Origin of the sequence: Aliivibrio logei, assembly GCF_001691055.1 — a bacterium.
Taxonomy (GTDB): Bacteria; Pseudomonadota; Gammaproteobacteria; order Enterobacterales; family Vibrionaceae; genus Aliivibrio; species Aliivibrio salmonicida.
On sequence record NZ_MAJU01000013.1, the window covers coordinates 1 to 20,947 of the forward strand.

Below are 20,947 nucleotides of genomic sequence, written 5' to 3' on the forward strand. Positions count from 1 at the left end.
GATTAGGGCTTTTTTACGTCTATAATAAGACGGTTTAATATTATTGATGTATTCAATCTATAGATTAGTTCTTGATTTGTTGACATGGTTTGACTTATTTAAATAAAAACAGAGGTTAATATGTAATGCCGTTCACTTAAGGGTGAGCGGCATTCTTATTTCTAGCATATCGTTGTTGTCTTGGCTTGACCATTCGAGGGAATGTTCTTTCCCTCTGCCTCTCAAGTATTAAGCTTCCAGCCATTAGATGAAGCCTTTTAATTGTTGAGGAATTGCTCCTGGCGTTGAGTATGGTAAACCAACAATAACGCAGATACATTAGCAAGTGTCCCATTAAAACTTAACTGATAAGGTAGATAATTTCCTTTTAAATTAAAACAAAGCTCTACCATTTGGCACCTAATTAAATTATAAGTCAACAAGATACCCCAAGTTCTTGTTTCACTAATTCAGGTAGACGGCTTCGTAGTGTTAAGCGATTTCCTAACATGTATCTCTCGATAACCCAATTCTATTTCCCAGCGATGCTCATAAAGACCGACTATATCTTTCAATGGGTAACGTAATAGGTCAGTCATTGAAGTCAGAACTTGATAATCTTTACCTTTAATTTTTAGAGTTACAAGACGAGCTGTCATCGTTTTTGGTAAATCAGAAAACAGTTTTCTTGCTCTTGGGTTACTTCGAAGAAGAACAAGTTTGTCATTACGACCTAACGATCGAATTATTTCATATTGAGTATTCTTTTTCAGGGGAATAAGTTAGTGGCACTCCGAGCCTGTCGTCTGCCATTTATGTAGTAATCCTAGTGAATAGAACCCCTTAATTAACATGGTTACGCTATGGTCGGGATTACTGTCTATTAATTTCTCTGCCAATATCATTTCATTTGTATTGTAATTATCGAAAGCGCTTGCTGTAATAAGATGACTGCTTAGTTCCATTTGGCAAACCATTCTTACCTGTGGATATTGTGTTCCTTATTTGACGAGAGAAAGCCTCTTCATTTTTCTGGTTATCAGGAGTTCTCCATACGATACCATCAATAGCTAATAAGGTGAGTTCATTCCATTGAGAGAGATTGGCACTCTTAAGTCGTCATTCGCTCAAAGACGGATTTCATGACTGCTTCGCCAAGTGTTTTTCTACGCTGAATAAGAGCACTTGGAGCAACATAGGCTTTACCTGTTCTATCAACAATATCGAGTTGATTAACGAGGTCTTTCATTGATTTGTTGTTATAGATAGCCACACCATTGATTCAAGAGAAAGCTTACGCTTTCTCATCGTAACAGTTTCCTTAAGAGAATAAGCTTCATCGATAAGTTCGATAGGGAGTAAATTACTTAAGGTTTCAATGTTATTAGGCTTCCAGTTATTAATCACGTTTAGAGCTTGAGATACATCCATAAAAAAATCCAAGTGCATTAAATTCACTTGGATTTTGACCGCTCAGAAGGGTCAGTCAACCGATTATATTTACCTTAAATGATCGGCATTAGAGGTTAATATGATCTTTTATTTTTAATATATAAGTATTTTTACTAAGAGAAACCTTAATATTTATCTAGTCGGTTTTATCTTTCCAGATACAACCTTAATTAAGACTATTATCTATAGTTTAAATCGGTTGTTAACTGAATTTTAATATCGTGGATATAGTTCAATCCTCATATTAAGTCCTTGAGAATAGACTAGTATTGAGTGTGATATCTATTGTTAAATGTATTAAAAGAAGGTGTTTGAATTGTTTTTTGATATGCATATCGTAGGATGTGTCATAAATTTCGAAGCATAGGATAGCCTATGCTTCGAATGTTATTATTTATTTTTTTCTAATAATTTTGCTTTTTCGATCATGTTAGTAATAGTTGACCCTTGAACTAGAATAGAGAAAACAACGACAGAGTAAGTCATTACAAGAATAATCTCTCTTACATCAATGTTTTTGTCGGGAATAACCATAATTCCAGATGGAATAGCAAGTGCCATCGCTAAGGCTAAACCACCACGTAAACCTCCCCAAGTTAAGATCTTAACGGATAATGGATTGTAAGTTCTAAATCTCTTAAATCCGATATAAGAAACATAAACACTTAAATATCGGCTAGTTAATACTAACGGTATAGATATAGCCATTAAAATCCAATCTTCTTGGTGGAATTTGAATAACAGCATAGACATACCTATTAATAAGAATAAAACGCCATTTAAAAATTCGTCTACTAATTCCCAAAAATGGTCTAAGTGTTCTTCACTTTCTTTTGAAAAACCAATGAAACGAGTCCAGTTTCCGATCATTATCCCGGCAACAACCATTGATAATGGGCCTGATACATGTATCACATCAGCTAAAGCGTAGCCAGCAGTCGGAATACCAATGGTTAATAATAATTCCATCGAATGGTCGTTCGTGGAGCTTATTAGGTAATGGAATACTAGACCTAAAACAAAACCATAAATTATGCCACCAATAGCTTCTTGGAAAAATAACGAAGTAACACTCCCTACCGTAGGAGTTTCATTACCGAAAGCAATTGTAAATAAAGTTACGAATATAACTAATCCGAAGCCGTCATTAAAAAGAGACTCTCCTTCGATTTGGGTTGAAATACGTTGTGGAGCATTCATTTTTTTTACAATAGCTAAAACAGCTATTGGATCTGTTGGTGATATAAGAGCGCCAAATAACAAACAATAGATAAGGTCAAAATTAATACCTATGAATCCGCAAATAAACCACAGAGCAAAACCTATAAAGAAAGTTGAGAATAATGTAGCCCCGAGAGCTAACACAGTTATTTCCCATTTTTGATCTTTCATATGTGGGAGTTTAATCCCTAAACCACCGGCAAACAGCAAGAAGCCTAATATTCCTTTTAACAAGAAATCTTCAAAATTTATTTCAGTTAATGTTTCAGTTGCTATTTCTCTTAAGTGGAACCAGCCATTGTGGCCCGCAATTATTATCGCAAGAGATAACATTATTGATCCTGCGGTAATGGCAATCGTGGTTTGCATTTTTCCTATTTTACTATTGAAGAATGCAATTAACATTGCTCCAGCAGCAAGAAAACAGAGCGTATTGTAGACGGACATTACTAAACCTCTAATTATGTATTTTATGTAACAAACTATGACTTATATCATTTTCCGCGTAATTTGATAAATATCAAATATTATTTCTATTTTGTTAAAATAAATCCATTTTAGACGTCTAGATTTCTATTCGATGTGTGATAGGATTGTAAAAAGAAAGTTTATGGATGAGGCAGTACCGTGGCAGGAAGCATGATAAAAAATCAAATCGAAAAACAGCTTTTAGAACGAATTTTATTGATTGATGGTGGTATGGGTACCATGATTCAAGAATATAAATTTGAAGAAAATGATTACCGTGGAGAAAGATTCATTGATTGGCATTGTGATCTAAAAGGAAATAATGATCTATTAGTCTTGTCAAACCCTAGTGTAATTCGTGATATTCATTTGGCCTATTTAGAAGCAGGGGCCGATATTCTTGAAACAAACACTTTCAATGCAACGACGATTGCAATGGCTGACTATGATATGGAAAGCCTAAGTGCAGAAATTAACTTTGAAGCTGCAAAATTAGCTAGAAAAGCAGCCGATGAATGGACTCTCAAAACACCTCATAAACCCCGTTATGTTGCGGGTGTTCTAGGACCAACAAATAGAACCTGTACGCTTTCACCTGATGTTAATGACCCGGGTTTTCGTAATGTCACATTTGATGGATTAGTTAAAGCATATTCTGAATCTACTCGCGCTCTTATTAAAGGTGGATCTGATTTAATTCTTATCGAAACTATTTTTGATACCTTGAATGCGAAGGCCTGTTCATTTGCTGTTGAATCTGTTTTTGAAGAAATGGGTATTACATTACCCGTTATGATTTCGGGAACAATTACGGACGCCTCTGGCCGTACATTATCAGGTCAAACTACAGAAGCTTTCTATAATGCACTTCGCCATGTAAAACCAATCTCATTTGGTCTTAATTGTGCTTTAGGCCCTGACGAGTTGCGTGAATATGTTGGAGAATTATCTCGAATTTCTGAATGCAGTGTTTCTGCTCACCCAAATGCAGGCTTACCTAATGCGTTTGGTGAATATGATCTTTCTCCTGAAGAGATGGCAGAGCACGTAGCTGAATGGGCTCGAAGCGGCTTCTTAAATTTAATCGGGGGTTGTTGTGGTACAACGCCAGAACATATTCGTCAAATGGCAGCAGCAGTTGAAGGTGTGAAGCCTCGCGTTTTACCTGATATTCCAGTTGCTTGTCGTTTGTCTGGTTTAGAGCCTCTAACTATTTCTAAAGAGTCTTTGTTTGTAAATGTTGGAGAAAGAACTAACGTAACGGGTTCTGCTCGTTTTAAACGTTTGATTAAAGAAGAGTTATACGATGAAGCGTTAAGTGTTGCCCGTGAACAAGTGGAAAATGGCGCACAAATTATCGATATAAATATGGATGAAGGAATGTTGGAATCAGAAGCCTGTATGGTTCGCTTCCTTAATCTATGTGCATCTGAGCCTGAAATATCGAAAGTTCCAGTGATGGTCGATTCCTCTAAATGGGAAGTTATCGAGGCTGGCTTAAAGTGTATTCAGGGTAAAGGTATCGTTAACTCTATTTCACTGAAAGAAGGTAAAGAAAAATTTGTAGAACAAGCTAAGTTGGTTCGTCGTTACGGTGCGGCAGTTATTGTGATGGCCTTTGATGAGAAAGGGCAAGCGGATACTCGTGAACGAAAGATCGAGATATGCACCAACGCTTATAATATTTTAGTTAATGAAGTTGGTTTCCCACCTGAAGATATCATTTTTGATCCAAATATCTTTGCTATTGCGACTGGTATTGATGAGCACAACAATTATGCTGTCGATTTCATTGAAGCCGTTGCCGATATTAAAAGAACATTACCTCATGCGATGATCTCAGGTGGTGTTTCTAATGTGTCATTCTCATTCCGTGGAAATAATTACGTTAGAGAGGCAATTCACGCTGTATTTTTATACCACTGTTTTAAACATGGTATGGATATGGGAATAGTAAATGCTGGTCAGCTGGAAATTTACGATAACGTACCTGAAGAATTACGTGAGGCGGTTGAAGATGTAGTCTTAAATCGCAGAGATGATTCCACAGAACGTTTGCTGGATATTGCTACTGCTTATTTAGAAAAAGCGGTGGGTAAAGTTGACGATAAATCAGCACTAGAATGGCGTACTTGGCCAGTAGAAAAGCGTTTAGAGCATTCTTTAGTTAAAGGTATTACTGACTTTATTGTCGATGATACAGAAGAAGCTCGTGTTAATTCTGAACGCCCAATTCATGTGATTGAAGGTCCATTAATGGATGGGATGAACGTGGTTGGTGATTTGTTTGGTGAAGGAAAGATGTTCCTTCCACAAGTAGTAAAATCAGCTCGTGTAATGAAGCAAGCGGTTGCTCATTTAGAACCCTTTATAAATGCAACAAAAGACGTAGGTTCTACAAATGGGAAAATCTTATTAGCGACAGTTAAAGGTGACGTTCATGATATTGGAAAGAATATCGTAGGTGTCGTACTTCAATGTAATAATTATGAAATTATTGACCTTGGTGTCATGGTGTCATGTGAAAAAATTCTTAAAGTAGCTAAAGAAGAAAACGTCGATATTATTGGTTTATCTGGTTTGATCACCCCTTCTCTTGATGAGATGGTGCATGTTGCTAAAGAGATGGAACGACAAGGATTTACGGTGCCTCTTTTGATCGGTGGGGCAACGACATCGAAAGCGCACACTGCCGTTAAAATAGAACAAAATTACTCACAGCCGGTTGTTTATGTGAATAATGCCTCACGTGCCGTAGGCGTATGTACATCACTTCTTTCTAATGAATTAAAACCTGCATTTATTGAAAAGTTAGATTTAGATTATGACCGAGTGCGAGATCAGCATAATAGAAAAACACCACGTACAAAACCTATTACATTAGAAAGGGCACGAGCTAATAAAGTTGATATTGATTGGGTTAGTTATACTCCACCAACGCCAATGAAACCAGGCGTACATATTGTAGATGATGTTGATATAGCAACATTACGTAAATATATCGATTGGACACCATTCTTTATGACTTGGTCTTTAATGGGGAAATACCCTGCGATTTTAGAGCATGATGAAGTTGGCGAAGAAGCGAAACGCTTATATAAAGACGCTAATGATCTTTTAGACCGTGTAGACACTGAAGGGTTATTAAAAGCCCGTGGTATGTGTGCATTATTTCCTGCGGCAAGTATTGGTGATGATATCGAAGTGTATAGCGATGAATCTCGAACAACAGTCGTAAAAGTACTGCATAATTTGCGTCAACAAACGGCAAAACCAAAAGGGTTTAATTACTGCCTATCTGATTATATAGCACCAAAAGAAAGTGGTAAGAAAGATTGGATTGGTGGTTTTGCGGTTACTGGTGGAATCGGTGAACGTGATTTAGCGGATGCATATAAAGCGAATGGTGATGATTATAACGCAATTATGATCCAAGCTATTGCTGATCGTTTAGCGGAAGGTTTTGCTGAATATTTACATGAAAAAGTACGTAAAGAAATTTGGGGTTATGCTACGGACGAAAACCTGTCTAATGATGAGTTGATCCGAGAAAAATACCAAGGCATTAGGCCTGCTCCTGGATATCCTGCATGTCCTGAACATACTGAAAAAGGGGCTCTTTGGGAATTAATGAAGATTGAAGAATCAATTGGCATGTCATTAACATCGAGCTATGCAATGTGGCCTGGCGCTTCAGTATCTGGAATGTATTTTTCTCATCCTGATTCTCGTTATTTTGCTATTGCACAAATACAGAAAGATCAAGCTGAAAGTTACGCTGAACGAAAAGGCTGGGATATGTTAGAAGCAGAGAAATGGTTAGGACCTAACTTAAATTAAACCTTAATTATGACTTAAAATAAATGCCCGTTAGCGAATGTTAATGGGCATTTTTATTACGTTAATATTTATTCGAAGAGTTCTTTATGAAGTACTTCAACTGCTTTTTTTGCTTCAGCGTCACTTAATAAAAAGCATAAATTATGCGGGCTAGCACCGTAACAAATCATACGTAAATTAAATTCTTCTAATGTACCAAAAACTTGCTTTGCAGAGCCTTTAGAGTTACTCATCTTATTACCAATTAAAGCGACTAAGCATAGATTATTTTCAACTTCTACAGTGCAAAGTTCTTCGAGCTCTCTTTGTGCCTCTAACGGTAGTTCAGGAGCTTTACCGTTAGTGTTCGTTTGATCTAAAGTTAATGCAACACTGACTTCTGATGTGGTAATTAAATCTACCGATATTTGGTATTTAGCTAAAATTTTAAATACTTCAGCTAAAAATCCATAAGCATGGAACATACTTGGGCTATGTAACGTCACCATGGTTTGATTGCAACGTAATGTTAATGCTCGAAATAATGGAGAGCTATTTACCTTTTGTTTGATCCATGTACCGCCTTTTTCTGGCTCTTTAGATGAGCCAACAAACACTGGGATTTGATGACGCAATGCAGGAAGTAAAGTTGAAGGATGTAGAATTTTCGCACCATAGTTTGCCATTTCTGATGCTTCACTAAAGCTGATTTCTGGAATAGGGGAAGCTTTGGGAGCGATGCGAGGATCTGTCGTATAAATGCCAGGGACATCAGTCCAAATTTCTAAACCGCAAGCTCTTACTGATTCTGCGATCAAGGCTGCACTATAATCACTACCGCCTCTGCCTAATGTTGTTGTATTTCCGTCACAATCCGCACCAATAAATCCTTGAGTAACGACGATGTGTTTTTGGCATAAAGGAGCTAGTTTTTCTTGAGCTAGATGAGAAATATAGTCTAATTGAGGTTCGCCTTTACCAAATGTTGAGTCAGTACGAAGAACGGTTCTTATATCAAAACGAACGGCTGAATTGCCTCGCTCAATTAACAATTGAGTAAATAGGTGAGTAGACATTAGCTCACCGCAAGAAACAAGGTGATCGGTTAATTTATCACTTATTTGGAATGAGGCTGAATCAGCGGCTTTTTCTATATCATCTAAGATTTCAAGGATAGCTTGTTCTGGATAAACAGGATCAGCTAATTGATCTAATACAGAGAAGTGAATATCTTTTAATTCATTAAGAATATTTTTTTTCCGTTGAGTATTTTCAACACCATTAGCTAATTCAACTAACAGGTTTGTGACCCCTGAGCAGGCGCTAATAACAACTAAGTGAGTATTTTTGTTTTGTTCTATTACATGGGCACTACGGCTCATTGCTTCAAAATTAGCAACGCTAGTGCCACCAAATTTAGCAACATTTATAGGGTTCACTATCCTGTCTCCCGACTACATCCAATGTGGAAATAAATATGAAGAAACGACAGCAATATAAAAGGTTATTGCTAGAAGCTCTTCACTTAATATTTAAGTGACAATCGTAAGGATTCAGCCAATACGATCGATAAACGACTCCCAAGGGTAGTTTATCTCGGCATAACTCTCCCTCACTTATTTGTTTTGGAGTTTGGGCTCCACAAATTAAGCTACCTAGGTAATGCTCCTCTTCTTTATATTTCTAAAAGTACGAAATACGTTTCATTAATGTGCTTTTTTATGAATCAAATGTCAATTGATAGTAACGTTTTTTTTGTCTTTCTTACCTTCTAAGTAAAATTTAACTATTTAGTGTTGTTTTAGGCAGTTAAGTCACTCTAATTAGTTTGTCTAATTGAGTTTAATTATTTTTATGTTTATTATTTGAACACTTACTATTCAAGGAGCGAGTCATGCAAAGTTTTATTCCACCACAAAGAACCCTTATGGGACCTGGTCCATCTGATGTTTCTCCCCAGGTATTACAAGCATTGAGTCGCCCTACTATTGGTCATTTAGACCCATTGTTTATTAAAATGATGGATGAAGTAAAAGAGCTATTAAAATACGCATTTCAAACAAAAAATGAATTTACTATCGCGGTGTCAGCGCCAGGCAGTGCAGGAATGGAAACGTGTTTTGTTAATCTTGTAGAGAGAGGCGAAAAAGTACTTGTTTGCCGTAATGGTGTTTTTGGTGAGCGAATGCGACAGAATGTAGAGCGTTGCGGTGGAATTGCGATCGTTATTGATGATGAATGGGGAACTCCTGTATCGTTAGCAAAAGTAGAAGAAGCATTGATTAAAGATCCTGAGATTAATGTTATCGCATTTGTGCACGCAGAGACATCAACAGGTGTATTAAGTGATGCGAAGTCTATCTCTGAATTGGCACAGAAATACAACTGTTTAACTATTGTAGACGCAGTAACATCGTTGGGTGGGGTTCCTTTATTCGTAGATGAATGGTTATTAGATGCGGTTTATTCAGGATCTCAAAAATGCTTATCTTGTATACCTGGTCTTTCTCCTGTGACGTTTTCAAATAAAGCGGTTGAGAAAATGAAGTCAAGAAAAGAACCGGTACAAAGTTGGTTTTTAGACCAAAGCCTAGTATTGGGTTACTGGAGTGGAGAAGGCAAAAGAAGCTATCATCATACCGCACCAGTAAACAGTCTATATGCATTGCATGAATCATTATTAATGCTTAAAAATGAGGGGCTAGAGAATGCATGGAAGAGACATGATTATTTTCACCAAGAACTTAAGCGTGGACTAGAAAGTTTAGGTGTTTCATTTATTGTTGATGAGAAATACCGATTACCACAGCTAAATGCGGTCTATATTCCTGATGGTACTAATGATGCTTTAGTTCGAAAAGTATTATTAGAAGAATATAATTTAGAAATTGGCGCAGGATTAGGGGATTTAGCGGGTAAAGCTTGGCGCATTGGATTGATGGGGTATGCGGCACGTAAAGAAAACGTGTCTCTTTGTTTAAAAGCGTTATCTGACGTATTATAAATAACATGATGATAAAACGCCGTTGATAAATTCAACGGCGTTTTATCATTACTTTCTGATTTGACGTAACTTTTGGTCAAGTTGAACGGTTTCGAAATTGTTATTCGGAAATAAGAATACGGCTTCTCTTCTTATGTCTTCCGCGTTTGCTTCTTGCCCTAAAGCTTGATAAGCGATGATTAGGTTTTGATAAAATGCTGGTCTAGGTTTATTTTTTATAAGCTCTTTGGACCAAGTAATGTAAGGTATGATTAAATCTGGCCTTTTATTGATGATGCCAATGGATAATTGTGCTGATAATACATCCCAATTAAATCTATCTTCCCACACGACAGGATTACTGACTTGATTTAATATTTCTGGATTCATTGGTTTTGTTGTTTCAAATTTGGTTAAAATCCAGTTTGTGTGTAATGCTGAAAGCATATAAAAGGCAGTGATAATTGGAAGAACAAGAGAACTTACTCGTAACGATATTTTGCTGACTCCAGTAATGCGGTATTTTTTATACTTACAGCTAAGCTGATCTATCCAAAAGAGAAGGATAATGAAGGTAAACCAGTGAAGCATAGAATGGTAAAAAGGGTATTCTAATTGGCTGTGAATAAAGATAGGACTGATTAGAGCAAGCAATGCAAATTGCGTATCTAATTTACTTTTTCTAATTTTTAGTAACACCCCACCAGCAGCTAGTAATAATCCAAATATAGCAAGAATACCACCTTCTACTCCCCAGTAGAGGACCTCATTATGAGGATGGTCCATTGATGGTAATCCCGATTTATAATCGGCAGATATTTGGTGTTGTTTGGCCGTATAAAGAATGTAAGCGGCTTCAAAATTCCCATAGCCATAACCAGTAATTGGTTTCTCTAAAAACATATCCAGTGCTTGGGGGAATGTGTATCTTCTTGGGCTTTCTAAATCTGCTTTTTTACTTAATAACGAAATATTATTGAAATCATCATTTTGTGAAAAATGTAAGATAACAAAACTGCCACTAACGCCCATAATTAAAGCAAGAATCCACGATGAAAATCGTTTTTTTGTGCAATATTTCCACATGTATGGGATTAACAATAGAAGGCTAAATACAGCAGCAATCCAACCCGTTCGTGAAGCTAAAACAATAATTAGCGGTAAGGTTAGGATTATTGTTATATATAAAAGTGTAAGTGCGACAGGGTTCTCTCGGTATTTAATTGGTTGTCTTGCCAGAAAATACGAGGCTATGGCAAGCCCTGTAACTAAAAAACTTGCCATTACATTTGGCTGCTGAAAAATACCATAAGGGCGGTTTGAAATTACGTTATAACCAAACGAATTCCCTGGTTCTAGAAATAGATATTGAATATAGCCAAAAATAGCTTCAATCAATACAGAACCAATGATGCACCATAGAAGCCATTGCTTTTGTTTATTAGAAAATGCAAATTGTTGTAAGGTGAGAAAGAAAAGCCAGCCAGCCCATAATCCAAAAAATTTTCCAGCGGCTAATAATGGAGAGGAGTCTTGATAGATTAAAGGTACAGAAAGTAGAACTGCTGAGAAAAATAAAACGATTGTTAATGTGGAATACTTAATTACCCCTTGTTTCGCTATATGATAGAAGGCAATGGCAATGGCAATACTTGCAGGGATCCAAGAGGCAGCATTAAAGGCTAAATGGAGACCTGAACCACCTGGATTTGGTTGGAAAAAGTGAGCACAAACAAAAAATAGAATACTGAGGCTAACGAGAAAAGATTTAGTAAGTGGTTTTTTTATTTTTCTTGCTTCGAGTTGAGTTCCCTGAGTAAGTAAGATTGCCATTTTTTCAATTAATCCCTGTAATAAAGCCAGCAAAGTGCTGGCTTTATTCTATCCGATAATACTTAATAAGTATGGAATTTTATAAGGAAAGCATTGGTTTTAAGAAGCGTGCCGTATGTGATCCTTCAATAAGTGCAACTTCTTCGGGGGTTCCTTCTGCAATGATCTCTCCACCACCATTACCACCTTCTGGCCCTAAATCTACCACCCAGTCAGCTGTTTTTACTACATCTAGATTATGCTCAATAACCACAATGGTATTTCCTCGTTCACGTAAGTGATGAAGAACCGTCAATAGTTGTTGAATATCATGAAAATGCAAACCAGTAGTTGGTTCATCTAAAATATAGAGTGTTTTTCCAGTATCTCTTTTCGATAATTCTCGAGCTAGTTTGACACGCTGAGCCTCCCCTCCAGACAAGGTCGTTGCCGCTTGACCTAAACGAATGTAAGAGAGTCCAACATCCATGAGTGTTTTTAATTTGCGAGCAATCACGGGAACAGGAGCAAAGAAAGTATGAGCATCTTCAATGGTCATTTGAAGAACTTCATCAATACTCTTACCTTTATATTTTACTTCAAGCGTTTCACGGTTGTAGCGTTTACTCTTACAAACATCACATGGCACATAAACATCAGGTAAGAAATGCATTTCTACTTTTATAACCCCATCACCTTGGCAAGCTTCACAACGGCCGCCTCGAACATTAAAACTAAAGCGTCCAGGTTTATAGCCACGAGAGCGGGATTCCGGTGTTCCAGAGAATAATTCTCGTATTGGAGTAAAAATACCAGTATAAGTCGCGGGGTTCGAACGAGGGGTTCGGCCTATTGGACTTTGATCTATATCGATGACTTTATCAAAGTGTTCGATGCCTTTAATTTTTTTATAAGGCGCGGGCTCTGAAGTTGTTGCTCCATTGAGTTGAGTATGTGCAATCTTGAAAAAAGTATCGTTAATGAGTGTCGATTTACCAGAACCAGAAACACCTGTGATACAAGTAAAGAGACCAACCGGTAATTTTAATGTAACATTTTTTAAATTATTGCCAGTCGCACCAATCAGTTCTACTTGTTTTTTAGGGTCCGCCTTAACTCGTTCTTTTGGTACCGGAATTTTTTTTGCGCCACTTAAGTATTGGCCTGTTAAAGAATCTGGATTATTAATTATTGCTGCATAATCGCCTTCAGCAACAATATATCCACCATGCACACCGGCTCCAGGGCCTATATCAATAATATGATCGGCACTTCGAATTGCATCTTCATCATGCTCAACGACAATCACCGTATTTCCGAGATCGCGTAAATGATTTAACGTTTTTAATAATCGTTCATTGTCGCGTTGATGGAGCCCAATTGATGGTTCATCAAGCACATACATAACACCTACAAGCCCGGCACCAATTTGACTAGCAAGACGTATTCGTTGAGCTTCTCCGCCAGAAAGAGTGTCTGCCCCGCGCGATAAATTAAGGTAATTTAGACCAACATTAATAAGAAAATTTAAGCGCTCGTTTATTTCTTTCATTATCTTATCGGCAATTTGTGCTTTTTGCCCTGTTAAGGTTAATGAGCTGAAAAATGCCATTGAATCTTGAATGCTCATTTCACAGATTTCAGATAACGTGGTATCAGCGACAAAAACGCTTCTTGCTTCTAAGCGTAGGCGAGTCCCATGGCAACTAGAGCAAGATTGTGTAGAAATGTATTTGGATAAATCATCACGAACGGAGTTTGATTCTGTTTCTTTATAGCGGCGATCTAAAGTATTTAAAATACCTTCAAATGGGTGACGTTTTACACGTAAATCACCCCGGTCATTACTGTAATGAAATTCAACTTCTTCACTACCAGAGCCATTAAGGATGATTTGTTGAATTTTTTTTGACAATGATTTAAAGGGTGAGAAAAGGTCAAAAGCATAATGTTCAGCGAGGGAAGTTAGCATTTGGAAGTAGTAATAGTTCTTTTGATCCCATCCTTTGATCGCTCCTTCAGCAATACTAAGTTTGTTATCTAAAACGATTCTATCGGCATCGAAATATTGTTGTACACCTAAGCCATCACAGGTACCACAAGCCCCTGCTGGATTATTGAAAGAGAATAAGCGAGGTTCGAGTTCTTGCATACTATAACCACAATGTGGGCAAGCAAAATTAGCCGAAAAGATCAGTGGTTCATTATCGGTCTTATCCATATAGTCGATAACGGCAATGCCACCGGTTAGTTCTAATGCCGTTTCAAACGACTCTGCTAAACGTTGTTGAAGATCTGAACGGACTTTAAACCGATCAACGACAACTTCAATGGTGTGTTTTTTGTGTAACTCTAATGTGGGTGGATCGGAAAGATCACATACTTCACCATCAATACGGGCTCGAATAAAGCCTTGTGCTGCTAGATTTTCTAATGTTTTAACATGCTCGCCTTTGCGCTCCTTAATAATAGGAGCAAGTAACATAAGCTTAGTGCCTTCCGGCAGCTCTAAGGCTTTATCTACCATTTGACTAACGGTTTGAGCAGTAAGTTCGACATGATGCTCAGGGCAGCGGGGTTCACCAATACGAGCATATAGTAAACGCAAGTAATCGTAGATTTCAGTAATGGTACCCACAGTAGATCTTGGGTTATGAGATGTGGATTTTTGTTCGATAGAGATAGCAGGAGACAGCCCTTCGATATGGTCTACATCGGGTTTTTCCATAAGAGATAAAAATTGACGGGCATAAGCAGATAATGACTCAACATAACGTCGTTGACCTTCTGCATATAATGTATCAAATGCCAAAGAAGATTTACCTGACCCAGATAACCCAGTTATCACAATTAATTTATCACGTGGGAGTGTTAAGCTAATATTTTTTAGGTTGTGGGTTCTGGCCCCTCTAACTTCAATTTTATCCATTGGGATCTCACTGCATAAATAATGACTGAAGACTAAGTATTGCACAGACTATTAGAACAACAAAGAGGTACTGGATAAAAAAACAGTAATGATAGGGTAGGAGAGATTCAGAATGAAAAAAAACGCCTTATGATATTTCATAAGACGTAATAATAATTAAAACAAACGAGCTTACTTTTTGCCTGTTGTTTGTTTTGCTAATTCAGCTGATTTTTTATCTTTTAAATATACATTTTCGTAGCAGTAGTTTGTTGCTTGGATATAACCTTCAACGCTACCACAGTCAAAACGCTTACCTTTAAATTTATAAGCAAGAACACAACCTGATTGAGCTTGCTTTAATAACGCATCGGTAATTTGGATTTCGCCACCTTTACCTGGTTCTGTTTGCTCAATAATCTCAAAGATATCTGGTGTTAGAATGTAACGACCAATGATCGCAAGGTTACTTGGTGCAGTGCCTGGTTCTGGTTTTTCAACCATGTTATCTACGCGGTATAGATCGTCTTTGATCATTTCACCCGCAATAACGCCGTATTTATGCGTTTCGTTATCAGGTACTTCTTCTACTGCAACGATAGAACAACGGAATTGCTTATACAAAGCAACCATTTGAGACAGTACGCCTTGTTCTTCATTGACACATAAATCATCAGCAAGTACGACAGCGAATGGTTCATCGCCGATGAGTTCACGTCCAGTAAGAATGGCATGACCTAAACCTTTCATTTCTCTTTGACGAATATAAGTAAAATGTGCAGCGTCAATTAATTCACGAACGTCTTCAAGAAGTTCTTCTTTATTTGTGCCACTGATTTGGTGTTCTAGCTCGTAGTTTTTATCAAAGTGATCCATTAAAGAATGCTTACCACGGCCAGTGACGATGCATATTCCGTCCATGCCTGCATTGATAGCTTCTTCTACGCCATATTCTATAAGCGGTTTATTTACGATTGGCATCATTTCTTTTGGCATAGATTTAGTAGCAGGAAGAAAACGAGTACCGTAGCCAGCGGCAGGAAAAAGACATTTCTTGATCATAACTGAGTCCTAAAAGACGAAATTTAAATTATTGGAAGCGCTCTTACTTGAGCATCATCGTTATATGGTCAGTTTAACGACTAATAACGGGTAAATGAAGCGCTTTAAGTTGAAACATGGTGGAGTATCATTTTTAATTATGAAATATGCATGACTTCTTTAAACCAATCCCAAATCCCAAATGAAAAATTATGAAATATATCGATACCGAGCGCTGATTTTATAAGATAAAGAATAACCACCGCGAGTCCGAAAAGAGCAACCACACCGAAGCACGTTAATAGTGTCATGAAGAATAATGCAAGTGGTGACTCGCTTCTCATCTTATTTCTATAATCTCTACCGAGTAAAAAAACGAAAAAATAACGTTTATTAAAAAATGAGACACTTTTTCGAATATCAACATTATTATTTGAACCAAGACCCGTTGCAATTACGGCTCGTTCGATGGATTTTTTTTGTTCAAAAGACAGCTCATTTGAAATGTTTTCATCTAATGCTGAATAAAAATTAGCGATGAGTCTCTGTTGTTTTTTATCCATCATGTTGAGTTCTCTTTTTCTCAATAGTGTCATAGATGGCCATCGTTTTACCTGCAATTTTATGCCAATCATAATGCGCTAAATACTGACTATAATTAACATTGCTCTCAGAGCCTATTGAATGGTTAATCAATGCCGTCGTTAGGCTATCGATATCGCCAACGGGAAAATAACTTTCAGGGCTTAGTTTAACTTCGAGATTTGCTGGAATATTACTGACAATGGCGGGTAATGAATAAGACATTGCTTCTAATAGAGCAATCGGTAAACCTTCATGGTAAGAGGGCATCACAAAGGCTTTCGCTTTTGAGAAAATAGATTGTAATTGCTCACCTTTTAAAAATCCCGTCATTATTACACCATCAACATGTTTTGCTTGTGCTTTTAGCTGTTCACTGTAGGGCGTCGGATGATCGGTGTCTCCCATAATTACCAGTGGTATATCAATGTTTGCTTTTTCATAAGCACTGATAAGATCGTGGAATCCTTTTTCTTCGACTAAACGCCCAACCGCAACCAAGTAGTTGTTTTCAGTAAGAGTAAATTGAGCTAACACAGCGTCTATTTTTTCTTGAGGGAGTGGAGTGGGTAGGTTTACCCCATTGTAAACTAAATGGGCATCGTGGCGATTATATTTTGATTTAATGATGTCGTTAATTACTTCTGAAATGACAATGACTTCCGTTGCGTAAGTGACGGCTAACCTTTCACCTAATTGTAACATTCTTTTTGCAAATCCCCCCCATTTTTGACGGTCATAATCAGGACCATGATGAGTGAAAACCACTTTTTTACCTAAAACTCGTAATAGAGGTACGACAAGCCCTGGTCCAATCGCGTGAACATGGACAATGTTAGAACGATCAAATAAGGTCGAAAACGAAGATAAGGTCGAATGAACTATCGCTTCTAATGATTTCTTCTTTGGCGCCCAAATAGCCTTTGTATTGACACCTCGGTAAGTGGATTTTTTATAATCGACATAAGGCGAACGAGCAATGACACAAATCTCAGTATCGAATTGTGTCTTAATTTCAGGGTATAAATTCTGACAGTGAGTTTCTACTCCGCCTAAAACATCAGGGATCCCACGAGTGCCGATGACGGTAATGCTAGTGGTCATGTATTATCCCTTTAGTAATTCATTATAAAGATTGAGTAAATCTGTTTTGTGTTTTGTTAGTGTGTACTTACTTAAAAAGCGCTGTCTTGCATTCTTCCCCATTTCTGCGGATGCTGAAAGGCTCGCAGCCAATACATCTAATTTGTCAGCAAGTGCTTGAGCGTTACCCGCCTCAAATAAATAGCCATCAACGCCATCTCGAATTTGTTCTGGTAATCCACCGATTCTAGAGGCGATAACTGGTTTGCTGTATGACATGGCTTCGAGAACCGACATGGAACAGTTTTCATAGCATTCAGATGGCACAATTACGGCTTTTGCTTGTTTAATTAGAGTGAGTAATTCATCTCCGCTTTTAAAACCGAGTAATTCAGCGCTTGGGTACGTCTCTTTTAACTCGTTAAAAACGGGTCCATCCCCCACAATTTTTAAGGCTGTGTTTTCTTTCATTAATTGATGTGCTTTCGCAAGGGTAGGAACGCCTTTTTCTGTACTTAGTCTACCGAGATACAGAAAGTAACCTTGATCACTGATGCCCTCATTAGAGACGTGCTCATCAATACCATTTACGATAATGTCTACACGATTATGAGGCAGTTTTTGTTGTATAAAGCGTCCAAGAAAGCGGCTCGGTGAGACGATAGCATCAAGCTGCTGGTAGTTACCGCTGACTTTTTGATAGATAGCTTCTGCGGACAAAAGAAAACTTTTTATCAATGAACCTTCTTGGCATCGATGTATTGTGGCGTTAAAGACCGAACCATGAACGCAGTCTTCACATGTATGACCATCGCGATACATCGTATAGCTTGGGCACGCTATTTTAGTATCGTGAGCTGTTAATACCGTTTTACAACCAAATTGTTTTGCCACTTTTATAATTGAAGGGGTGAGTTGGTGGTAGATATTATGAAAATGCACTAAGTCTGGTTTTTCTTGCTCTAATAATTGTTTGAATTTAATGCAAGCTTCGCTGTTATGAATAAAATTAACTGCAGTGGTTATTTTGTTTTTTAGTGTTTGCTCTTGATAGTAATCCACGTTATTAACAAAGAAGTCAGAATAGTTTGATTCAAGGTTTTTCTCATGATTCATTGAAAATTCAATAATATCGATGCCTTCAGAAAGCAACATATCCCGCTCTTGAAAGTAAACGGTTTCGGCACCACCTTTCATAAAGAAAAATTTATTAACTAATAGAACTTTCATTTTTTACCCTCGTTAATAATTTTGTGTTGTGGTGGCTGAGTTGGACTTTTTAGCGGCAGAAATAAACCTCGGAGTAAACCAGCAGAAAAAACGGAGAGGTTGATAACGCTGTGTAAGGCGTCTTTAATCGAGCGATTCTTAATGGTTTTTAATGTAATAAATGCGAATAAAGGCAATGCTGTGAGCATAATTATGAGAGAGTTAAACGTAAAGAGAGTACTTATTAAGAGCAATAAATAAAGAGTGAAAATAGCTTCGTTTTTCACTGTGCTTAATGCTTTCTTAAACAAAGGAGTACCAAAAGAGCCTTTTAAAAGCTCACCAGAAGCAAACAGATAACCGCCCTTCCAGCGATGCTTTATTAGCTCGAAAGATGACATGGTATAAGAGGTGTGAGAAAAATAAGGCACATCTAAGCGGTGAAGTTTGTAACCCGCTAAGCCTAAGCGCATACCGAGTTCTGATTCTTCGTAAGCATGTAAATTACGATTCGTTAAATATCCAATCTCATCAATGACGCTCTTTCTGTATAACCCCCCGCCACCTAAATGACTGCAATCACCAATAGGGTAAATTTGGTGTATGCGTTGTTTACGTGACTTAAACTCATAGCTATCAACATCATCCATTTCTACTGCACCCGCCACCGCGGCATATTCAGGGTGTTCTAATAGAAATGAAATACCATGATCAATAAAGCCCGCCTCTAACTTCATATCGCCATCAAGTAAAAGTAAAAAATCACCTTCGCTATGAAGATAACCTAATTGATGGCCAACCCCACAGCAACGATCTTCTTCATTTGTTAGAGATACAACCGTAACACCCATTTGGGTTGCTATTTTTTGAGTTTTATCTGTTGATAAGCTATCCGCGACAATAATTTTATGGGGATATTTACCCATGTGCTCTTGAATGCTTGTTATCGTATTCGCGATGCCAGATTCTTCATTATAGGTTTTGATAATGACTGAAATAAAAGGAGAACTAGTCATGATTCGCTGCCGCCGTAATTAAGGACTTTCGGATCACTAAGTTTGACCCTAGTGATAAGTAAAAAATAAATTGAAGCATAGGGACCAACATCAATATTTGGCTGTATGGGAGACTTAATAAACAAGCAATAGCAAAGGCATTAAATGCAGGAGGATAGCTCATTAATCTAATATCTTCTTGTGTCACGTCATCTCGATTAAATAGAGGAGTAGGTTTACAGACTCGAAGAATATAGAGTGTCATTGAAATGAAAAATAATGTTCCAATGATCCCCAATTCCCATAAAAGAACACTGAGTGCTGTCGTATCAAGAATGACATTAAAAAGAACATTTAAAAAACCAGGGGAAACCGAACTTCCGTGATTTGTTGTATTTAATCCATAACCAAATAAAGCATTTGGAAGCCCATAAAAGTCATTATTATCTAACCAGAAAAAAATGGTTGTCATTCTTCCTAATTCACCGGTCGGCATAATATAATTAGGATCAAATATATATTCTAAAGAACCAATGAAAATGTCTAATGGCCCTTTACTTGGGTCACTGCCAAAAGCAGATGAATAAGATAATGATAATAATAAGATAGCGATACTCATTAATAGCAACATCCCACCAATAATCGCGAGAATAATCTTAATATCGTAGCTTTTCATGCCTTTTATGTAGCTAGGAGCTAGCCATACATAAGCCAGTAAAATGGGGGATAATAAAATAACAAATTTCACTTCACCTAAAATACATAGAGTGAATGCCGCACCAATGTGTAGGATAGTTGATTTTATTGAGCATAGACCATGTTTATACTCCGAGAGTTTTAACAGCATAATCAGTAAGCAAAAAAGCCCCATCGCAGCCGTATTCCCCCCTCCCATGGGATCGCCCCCAAAAGTACCTACGACCGAATCCCATTTTTCATACTCACCGTGAGCGGCTACTCGTTTGGGAAGAATGACAAAAATTTGGAATAGAATGACGGGGAATTGAGCATAAAAAATCCAATAAAGTGTTTTTGTCACTCGGTATATTTGTGATTCCCGACAAAATCGCAACAATAAACAAAATAGAATTAAGGAGAGTGCTAGCTCATTTTTTAAGCCAACAATAGTGGTGGTGACACCATTTTGCAAAAAGGTACTGAGTACTGCTTGAACGAAAAAACCAATGAACAAAACGAGTATAATAATTTCTTTATGATCGAGATCGAGCGGCGTATATCGATTCTGTAAAAAGAGTAAGCCTGTCATCGTAAAAGCTAATAAAAATGGCAGCCATAAAATGGCAGAAATACCAGTGAAATATTGTGTTAAGCCACATAATACGAGACTGATAACGGCATAGATTTGTAGGAAAAAACCAGTATTTAACGGCATCA

General features: G+C 37.4%; 12 protein-coding genes, 1 pseudogene and 1 riboswitch. Of the genes and pseudogenes, 2 read left to right on the forward strand and 11 right to left on the reverse strand.

The window, feature by feature from the left end:
* Positions 1–136: 136 nt before the first annotated feature.
* Together A6E04_RS13125 and A6E04_RS13130 are read right to left on the reverse strand one after the other, a co-directional pair.
* Positions 137–1,410, reverse strand: a pseudogene (locus A6E04_RS13125) (IS4 family transposase).
* Between the two features lie 411 nt (positions 1,411–1,821).
* Positions 1,822–3,099 carry a cation:proton antiporter gene (locus A6E04_RS13130; RefSeq protein WP_017022340.1) on the reverse strand — a complete coding sequence of 426 codons (1,278 nt, stop codon included), beginning with the start codon at positions 3,097–3,099 and terminating at the stop codon, positions 1,822–1,824.
* 192 nt (positions 3,100–3,291) lie between these two features.
* Here A6E04_RS13130 and metH point away from each other — a divergent pair, with 192 nt between their 5' ends.
* Complete coding sequence (gene metH, locus A6E04_RS13135) at positions 3,292–6,960, forward strand: methionine synthase (protein ID WP_065611608.1); 3,669 nt, start codon at positions 3,292–3,294, stop codon at positions 6,958–6,960.
* 68 nt (positions 6,961–7,028) lie between these two features.
* On the opposite strand, the gene lysC is transcribed toward metH, so the two are convergent.
* Positions 7,029–8,378: a lysine-sensitive aspartokinase 3 gene (gene lysC, locus A6E04_RS13140; RefSeq protein WP_017022342.1), complete on the reverse strand. Its 1,350-nt coding sequence runs from the start codon at positions 8,376–8,378 to the stop codon at positions 7,029–7,031.
* 67 nt (positions 8,379–8,445) lie between these two features.
* Positions 8,446–8,620: riboswitch (Lysine riboswitch) on the reverse strand.
* Positions 8,621–8,833: 213 nt separating this feature from the next.
* On the opposite strand from lysC, the gene A6E04_RS13145 reads away from it, so the two are divergent.
* On the forward strand, positions 8,834–9,943 hold the full coding sequence (locus tag A6E04_RS13145; protein WP_065611609.1) for a pyridoxal-phosphate-dependent aminotransferase family protein: 1,110 nt from the start codon (positions 8,834–8,836) through the stop codon (positions 9,941–9,943).
* A gap of 48 nt (positions 9,944–9,991) precedes the next feature.
* On the opposite strand, the gene A6E04_RS13150 is transcribed toward A6E04_RS13145, so the two are convergent.
* The 8 genes from A6E04_RS13150 to A6E04_RS13185 form a co-directional block, all read right to left on the reverse strand.
* The gene (locus A6E04_RS13150) at positions 9,992–11,755 is read right to left on the reverse strand and encodes a PglL family O-oligosaccharyltransferase (protein ID WP_065611610.1); all 1,764 of its coding nucleotides are present in this window, start codon (positions 11,753–11,755) and stop codon (positions 9,992–9,994) included.
* A 79-nt stretch (positions 11,756–11,834) separates the two neighbouring features.
* Positions 11,835–14,663: an excinuclease ABC subunit UvrA gene (uvrA, locus tag A6E04_RS13155; protein WP_017022345.1), complete on the reverse strand. Its 2,829-nt coding sequence runs from the start codon at positions 14,661–14,663 to the stop codon at positions 11,835–11,837.
* Positions 14,664–14,834: 171 nt separating this feature from the next.
* Entirely contained in the window at positions 14,835–15,704 is an 870-nt protein-coding gene (galU, locus tag A6E04_RS13160) for a UTP--glucose-1-phosphate uridylyltransferase GalU (RefSeq protein WP_017022346.1), read from the reverse strand.
* Between the two features lie 137 nt (positions 15,705–15,841).
* Positions 15,842–16,249, reverse strand: coding sequence for a hypothetical protein (locus tag A6E04_RS13165; RefSeq protein ID WP_017022347.1), 408 nt, complete (start codon positions 16,247–16,249; stop codon positions 15,842–15,844).
* On the reverse strand, positions 16,239–17,369 hold the full coding sequence (locus tag A6E04_RS13170; protein ID WP_065611611.1) for a glycosyltransferase family 4 protein: 1,131 nt from the start codon (positions 17,367–17,369) through the stop codon (positions 16,239–16,241). The genes A6E04_RS13165 and A6E04_RS13170 overlap by 11 nt, the downstream gene beginning before the upstream one ends.
* A 3-nt stretch (positions 17,370–17,372) precedes the next feature.
* Positions 17,373–18,578 (reverse strand): glycosyltransferase family 4 protein, encoded by a 1,206-nt coding sequence (locus A6E04_RS13175; RefSeq protein WP_017022349.1) that lies wholly within the window; start codon positions 18,576–18,578, stop codon positions 17,373–17,375.
* On the reverse strand, positions 18,575–19,573 hold the full coding sequence (locus A6E04_RS13180; protein WP_065611612.1) for a glycosyltransferase family 2 protein: 999 nt from the start codon (positions 19,571–19,573) through the stop codon (positions 18,575–18,577). The genes A6E04_RS13175 and A6E04_RS13180 overlap by 4 nt, the downstream gene beginning before the upstream one ends.
* Positions 19,566–20,945 (reverse strand): hypothetical protein, encoded by a 1,380-nt coding sequence (locus A6E04_RS13185; RefSeq protein ID WP_026025508.1) that lies wholly within the window; start codon positions 20,943–20,945, stop codon positions 19,566–19,568. The genes A6E04_RS13180 and A6E04_RS13185 overlap by 8 nt, the downstream gene beginning before the upstream one ends.
* Between the last annotated feature and the right edge of the window lie 2 nt (positions 20,946–20,947).

Excerpts from the sequence above, each read along its gene's own strand:
- A6E04_RS13150 (WP_065611610.1), bottom strand. The coding sequence starts at position 11,755 with ATGGCAATCTTACTTACTCAGGGAACTCAACTCGAAGCAAGAAAAATA.
- A6E04_RS13175 (WP_017022349.1), bottom strand. The coding sequence starts at position 18,578 with ATGAAAGTTCTATTAGTTAATAAATTTTTCTTTATGAAAGGTGGTGCC.
- galU (WP_017022346.1), bottom strand. The coding sequence starts at position 15,704 with ATGATCAAGAAATGTCTTTTTCCTGCCGCTGGCTACGGTACTCGTTTT.
- A6E04_RS13130 (WP_017022340.1), bottom strand. The coding sequence starts at position 3,099 with ATGTCCGTCTACAATACGCTCTGTTTTCTTGCTGCTGGAGCAATGTTA.
- uvrA (WP_017022345.1), bottom strand. The coding sequence starts at position 14,663 with ATGGATAAAATTGAAGTTAGAGGGGCCAGAACCCACAACCTAAAAAAT.
- A6E04_RS13180 (WP_065611612.1), bottom strand. The coding sequence starts at position 19,573 with ATGACTAGTTCTCCTTTTATTTCAGTCATTATCAAAACCTATAATGAA.
- A6E04_RS13185 (WP_026025508.1), bottom strand. The coding sequence starts at position 20,945 with ATGCCGTTAAATACTGGTTTTTTCCTACAAATCTATGCCGTTATCAGT.
- metH (WP_065611608.1), top strand. The coding sequence starts at position 3,292 with ATGATAAAAAATCAAATCGAAAAACAGCTTTTAGAACGAATTTTATTG.
- A6E04_RS13145 (WP_065611609.1), top strand. The coding sequence starts at position 8,834 with ATGCAAAGTTTTATTCCACCACAAAGAACCCTTATGGGACCTGGTCCA.
- A6E04_RS13170 (WP_065611611.1), bottom strand. The coding sequence starts at position 17,369 with ATGACCACTAGCATTACCGTCATCGGCACTCGTGGGATCCCTGATGTT.
- A6E04_RS13165 (WP_017022347.1), bottom strand. The coding sequence starts at position 16,249 with ATGATGGATAAAAAACAACAGAGACTCATCGCTAATTTTTATTCAGCA.